Origin of the sequence: Streptomyces sp. NPDC050211 (assembly GCF_040656035.1) — a bacterium.
GTDB lineage: Bacteria > Actinomycetota > Actinomycetes > Streptomycetales > Streptomycetaceae > Streptomyces.
The window spans coordinates 1-5079 of record NZ_JBFALC010000150.1 but is presented as its reverse complement, the minus strand read 5'-3'; the positions used below and the strand labels follow the sequence as shown (position 1 = coordinate 5079).

3 protein-coding genes are annotated in these 5079 nt (G+C 73.9%); 1 reads left to right on the top strand and 2 read right to left on the bottom strand.

Going from position 1 to position 5079, the window contains the following annotated elements; translation table 11 throughout:
• On the bottom strand, positions 1 to 3039 hold a 3039-nt coding region (locus AB0I98_RS49435; RefSeq protein WP_362953040.1), incomplete at its 3' end, for an amino acid adenylation domain-containing protein.
• A gap of 155 nt (positions 3040 to 3194) precedes the next feature.
• Between AB0I98_RS49435 and AB0I98_RS49430 the strand changes: the two genes are divergently transcribed.
• Entirely contained in the window at positions 3195 to 4397 is a 1203-nt protein-coding gene (locus AB0I98_RS49430) for an RNA-guided endonuclease TnpB family protein (RefSeq protein WP_362953038.1), read from the top strand.
• Between the two features lie 30 nt (positions 4398 to 4427).
• Here AB0I98_RS49430 and AB0I98_RS49425 read toward each other — a convergent pair.
• The coding region (locus tag AB0I98_RS49425; protein WP_362953036.1) for a condensation domain-containing protein at positions 4428 to 5079 on the bottom strand (652 nt) is incomplete at its 5' end.

The window sequence follows — 5079 nt, the reverse complement described above, 5'->3', positions numbered from 1 at the left end:
GTCGGCCGCGCCCTGCGGCCCGGCCAGCCGGGCCCTTTCCCGGGCGATGCGGTCGGTGTAGCGGCCGGCGGCGGGGGCGGGCGGGGGCGTGCCGTCGCGCAGCGCGCGGACACGGGCGAACAGGCGGCGCACCAGGGCCGCGGCGGACGTGCCGTCGCAGACGATGTGGTGGACGGTCAGGACGAGCACGCAGCGGGTCGGCGAGAGAGTCAGCAGGGCGGCCCGGACGGGAGGTTCGTGCTCCAGGTCGAACGGCCGGGCGGCCAGGGCGCGCACGGTCTCGGCGAGCCGCTCCGGGGCCGGGTCGTGTTCCAGCGGCACCACGGTCAGCGGGGGCCGGTCGCCGGCGACGAAGCGCTGGCGGGGCTCGTCGTCGCGGACGAAGAAGCGGGCGCGCAGCAGTTCGGCCTCGGCGGCCTCCTCGGCCAGGGCACGGGCGACCTCGTCCGGGTGCAGGGCGCCGTCGATGTGCAGCACGTCGGTGAGGTGGTGGATCGTCGCGCCGGGGCCGCCGAGGCGGGTGAGCGTCCACAGGCGGCGCTGCGCGGCGGACAGCGGGTGGTCGGCGGGCGTCGTGCCCTCCGGGCCGTGAGGGGCGGCGGCACCCGCGGGGGCATCGGTACGGCGGCGCAGCGCGGCGCAGACCCCGGCGACCGTGGGCCCGTCGAACAACTCGTCGATCTCCAGGCGCAGTCCATGGCGTTCCTCGAGCGCGCCGACGAGGTCGACGGCGAGCAGACTGTGCCCGCCGAGCCCGAAGAAGTCCTCGTCGGCTCCGACGCCGTCCACCCCGAGCAGCTCGCAGAACAGCCCGGACACGATGTCCTCCAGCTCCCTGCCGGCAGCAGCCGGTGACCCGGCTGGCGGTTCACCGGCGCCCCGAAGGGGCGCGGGGAACTGCGCGACCAGCCCCGACGGACCCGCAGGCGATCCACCACCTGGCGCGGCACCACCTGCGGAGCGCTCGGCACTTCCCGCGCAGCGCTCCGCCAGGGCCCGCCGGTCGGTCTTGCCGCTGGTGGTCAGGGGGACGCTGTCCAGGGGCAGGACGCGGTCCGGCACCAGGGGCGCGGGGAGCATCTCGGCGGCCGCGGCGCGCACACGGGCCGGGTCGGCGGCGGCAGGGCCCGTGACCCAGGCGACGAGCGAGGGCCGGCCGTCCGGCCCGCCGACGACCTGGGCGACGGCCGCGGTGACGCCCTCGACACTCGCCAAGTGGGCCTCCACGTCACCCAGTTCGACCCGGTTGCCGCGGATCTTGACCTGGTCGTCGGCCCGGCCGAGGAACTGCAGGGTGCCGTCGCCCTGCCACCAGGCCCGGTCACCGGTGCGGTAGCGGCGCCCCGACGGGGCGCCGGCATCGCGTACGAAGGCCGCCGCGGTGGGCTCGGGGCGGCCGAGGTAGCCGTCGGCGAGGCCGGGGCCCGCCAGCTGGATCTCGCCGGGGAAGCCGGGCGGCACCAGGCGGCCGGCCGCGTCGCGCACGGACACGGCCGTGTTGCCGAGCGGCCGGCCGATCGGCGTGCCGTACAGGGGGTGGCCGGGGTAGTCGAAGGCGGTGGCGCCCACGGAGTTCTCGGTGGGGCCGTACTCGTTGACCAGCCGCACCCCCGGCAGCAGCAGCCGGTGACGGGCGGCCAGTTCGCCGGGCATGGCCTCGCCGGCGACGGTGACCACCCGCAGCGTGCCGGCCGCGGCGAGCGCGTCGATGACGCCCCGGTACAGGCTCGGCACGAGCGTGACATGACTGGCGCCGTGGCGTTCGGCGAGCGCGCGCAGATGGGTGCCGTCCAGGCGGCGGCTGCCCTCGACGAGGACGAGGCGCCCGCCCGCGCCGAGCACCGAGAACACGTCGGAGACGGAACTGTCGAAGGACAGCGCGGGGATCTGCAGCAGGCAGGTGGCCGCCGACAGCGCGTGGTACTCGTCCTTCCACGCCAGGTAGGAGCAGATCGCCGAGTGGCGTACGACGACTCCCTTGGGCTGCCCGGTGGAGCCGGAGGTGTAGATGACGTATGCCGCGTCGTCGGGCCGCGGCGGCGGCGGGGCGGCGCCGGCGGGGCCGCCGGGTGCGGCGAGGTCGGCGGCGGACAGCAGCGGGGTGCCGGTGGCCTTTGTGAGGGTGCGGGCGAGCGCGAGGTGGGCGGGTTCGGCGACCAGCGCGGCCGCGCCGGTGTCGGCGAGGACCTCCGCGAGACGCTGGACGGGCTGGGCGGGGTCCAGGGGGACGTAGGCGGCGCCGGATCGGACGGTGCCGAGCAGGGCGCTGAGCGCGTAGCGGCCCTTGCCGGCCAGGAGGGCCACGCGGGCGCCGCGCCCCGCGCCGTGCTCGGCGTGCAGCCGGCGGGCGGTGCGCAGCGACTCGGCGCGCAGTTCGTCGTGGCCGAGGACGCCGTCCGCGGTGACGACGGCGGTGCGGGTGCCGCCGGCGGCGGCGCCGCGCTCCAGCCGCTCGACCAGGGTCACGGGGCCGGCCGGGGGCGCGAAACCGCCGTGCCCGAAGGCCTGGACGGCGTCCCGGTCGGCGGCGCTGACCAGGGTGAGGTCTGCGAGCGGGCGGGCCGGTTCGGCGAGCTGTCCGAGAAGGTGATCGACGCTCCGCAGCAGGGTGTCGGCGAACCAGCCCTCGAACCGTCCGGTGTCGAACGCGGCGCGCAGCACGGTGTCCTGACCGTCGAGTTCGAGAAGCAGCACGCGCTCTTCGGGTCCGGCGGGGGCCGCTGTCGTCACGCCCGTGAGGAGGTCGCCGACCGTGTGCGCCGCGGCCGTGTCGATGCGTACGGCGGTGCTGTCGTCCAGGACGACGGCGGCACTGCCCGTGTCCTCGGCCGCCGCCGCGGCCAGCGCGGTCGCGGCGGCCAGCAGGGTACGGCGGTCCGCGGCGGCCAGTGCCGCGCGGGCGGGCGCCGTCAGCTCCAGCGTGCGCTGACCGTGTCCGGGGGCGCCGGGCACGGTCAGCCGGGGCCGAAGTCCGGTGACCGCCACGCGCGCGGTGGCGGACCCGGCGGTCGTGGGCGTGATCACGGGCTGGGCGGTCATCGGATCTCCTCCGTGGATTCCCCGACCTTCAGGCCGGGGAGGAAACGGACTCCTGCGGAGCAGGGCAAGGAAAGCCGGTTCGCCGCCAGGGCGGACCGGCGTCTGACTCCAACTACCGGCATGAAGTCACAAGTTGATGCGATAGCTTGTGAGACGTGAAGACCACTCACGTGAAGCGGGCGTTCAAGTACCGCTTCTATCCGACCGATGCGCAGGCAGCCGAGCTGTCGCGCACCTTCGGTTGCGTGCGGAAGGTCTACAACCTCGCACTTGCGGCGCGCACGCAGGCGTGGACGCTTCGGCAGGAGCGGGTCAACTACAACGCCACCTCCGCGATGCTGACGGCGTGGAAGAAGACCGAGGGCCTCGCCTACCTGGGCGAGGTCTCCTCCGTCCCGCTCCAGCAGGCCCTGCGCCACCTTCAGGCGGCGTTCACCAGCTTCTTCGGCAAGCGGGCGCAGTACCCGCGGTTCAAGTCGCGCAAGAAGTCCCGCAAGTCCGCCGAGTACACCACCAGCGCGTTCCGGTTTGATGACGGGAAGCTGACGCTGGCGAAGATGGCGGATCCGCTCGACATCGTGTGGTCCCGCGCCCTCCCAGAGGGCGCCACGCCGTCCACGGTGACCGTTTCCCAGGACGCGGCCGGACGCTGGTACGTGTCCCTCCTCGTCGAGGACCCCGGCGTGAAACCGCTTCCCGTCACGGACACGGCGGTCGGGATCGACGCCGGACTCGACCACCTGCTGACCCTGTCCACCGGGGAGAAGATCACCAACCCCCGGCACGAGCGGCGCGACCGCGCCCGCCTGGCCAAGACCCAGCGGGAGCTGTCCCGCAAGGCCAAGGGCGACGGTGCGAACCGGGCCAAGGCGCGGCGCAAGGTCGCCCGCATCCACGCGCGCATCGCCGACCGCAGGCACGACACCCTGCACAAGATCACTACCCGGCTCGTTCGTGAAAACCAAACGATCGTGATCGAGGACCTCACCGTTCGCAACCTGCTCAAGAACGGCACACTCTCCCGCGCCATCAGTGATGCGGCGTGGGGTGAGTTCCGCAGCATGCTGGAGTACAAAGCCCAGTGGTACGGCCGCGAAGTGATCGCGGTCGACCGTTGGTTCCCCTCCTCCAAGCTGTGCTCGGCCTGCGGAACCTTGCAGGACAAGATGCCGCTGAACGTCCGCACCTGGACGTGCGACTGCGGCATCATCCACGACCGCGACGTCAACGCGGCGAACAACCTCCTGGCCGCCGGGCTGGCGGTGTCGGCCTGTGGAGCCGGTGTAAGACCTCAACGGGAGTCCTCCCGGACGGGGCAGTCGGCGATGAAGCAGGAACCCCTACGGCACGAGCCGTAGGAATCCCCCTCCTTCAGGAGGGGGAGGAAGTCAAGGCCGTACGCTCCCTGCGGTATCGGCTGTGTCGGTGTGCCACCGGTCGTGTGCGGTGAGCGTGTCCACCACCTCGTCGAGCAGTGCGGCGGCGGTGTCCGGGGTGAACAGCGCCGGATCGTGGACGAGTTCGAGGCGCAGCAGACCGTCGCGGGCGGTGGCGTAGATCCTCAGGTCGTCGGTGAGGGGCAGCTGCTCGGGCGGCACCTGGAGGAACTCCCAGCCGTCGGTGGCCCGCTCGGAGAACTCCCAGCTGAGCCCGGCGTCGTAGACCGGTCGGCGGCCCCGCGGCGGGCGGTCGACGAGTTCCGTCACGGTGATGTCGTACGGGAAGCGCGCATGTTCGTACGCCTTAAGGACCCGGTCGCGGACCTGGGCGAGCAGGTCGGCGGTGGTGGCGGTGGCGCCGGGCGCGAGGCGCAGCGGCAGCGCGTTCACGAAGCAGCCGACGACACCGGCGAGTTCGGCGCGGTCGCGGGTGGCGGCGGGCGAGCCGACGATGATCTCGGGCCGGCCGCTGTGCCGGTGCAGTACCCGCGTCCAGGCGGTCAGCAGTGTCATGAACGGGGTGGCTCCGGGCACGGTCCGCGCGGCGGCGTCGAGGAGGCCGACGGGAACGGTGCGGGCGGTCAGCGCGCCGGCCCGGGCG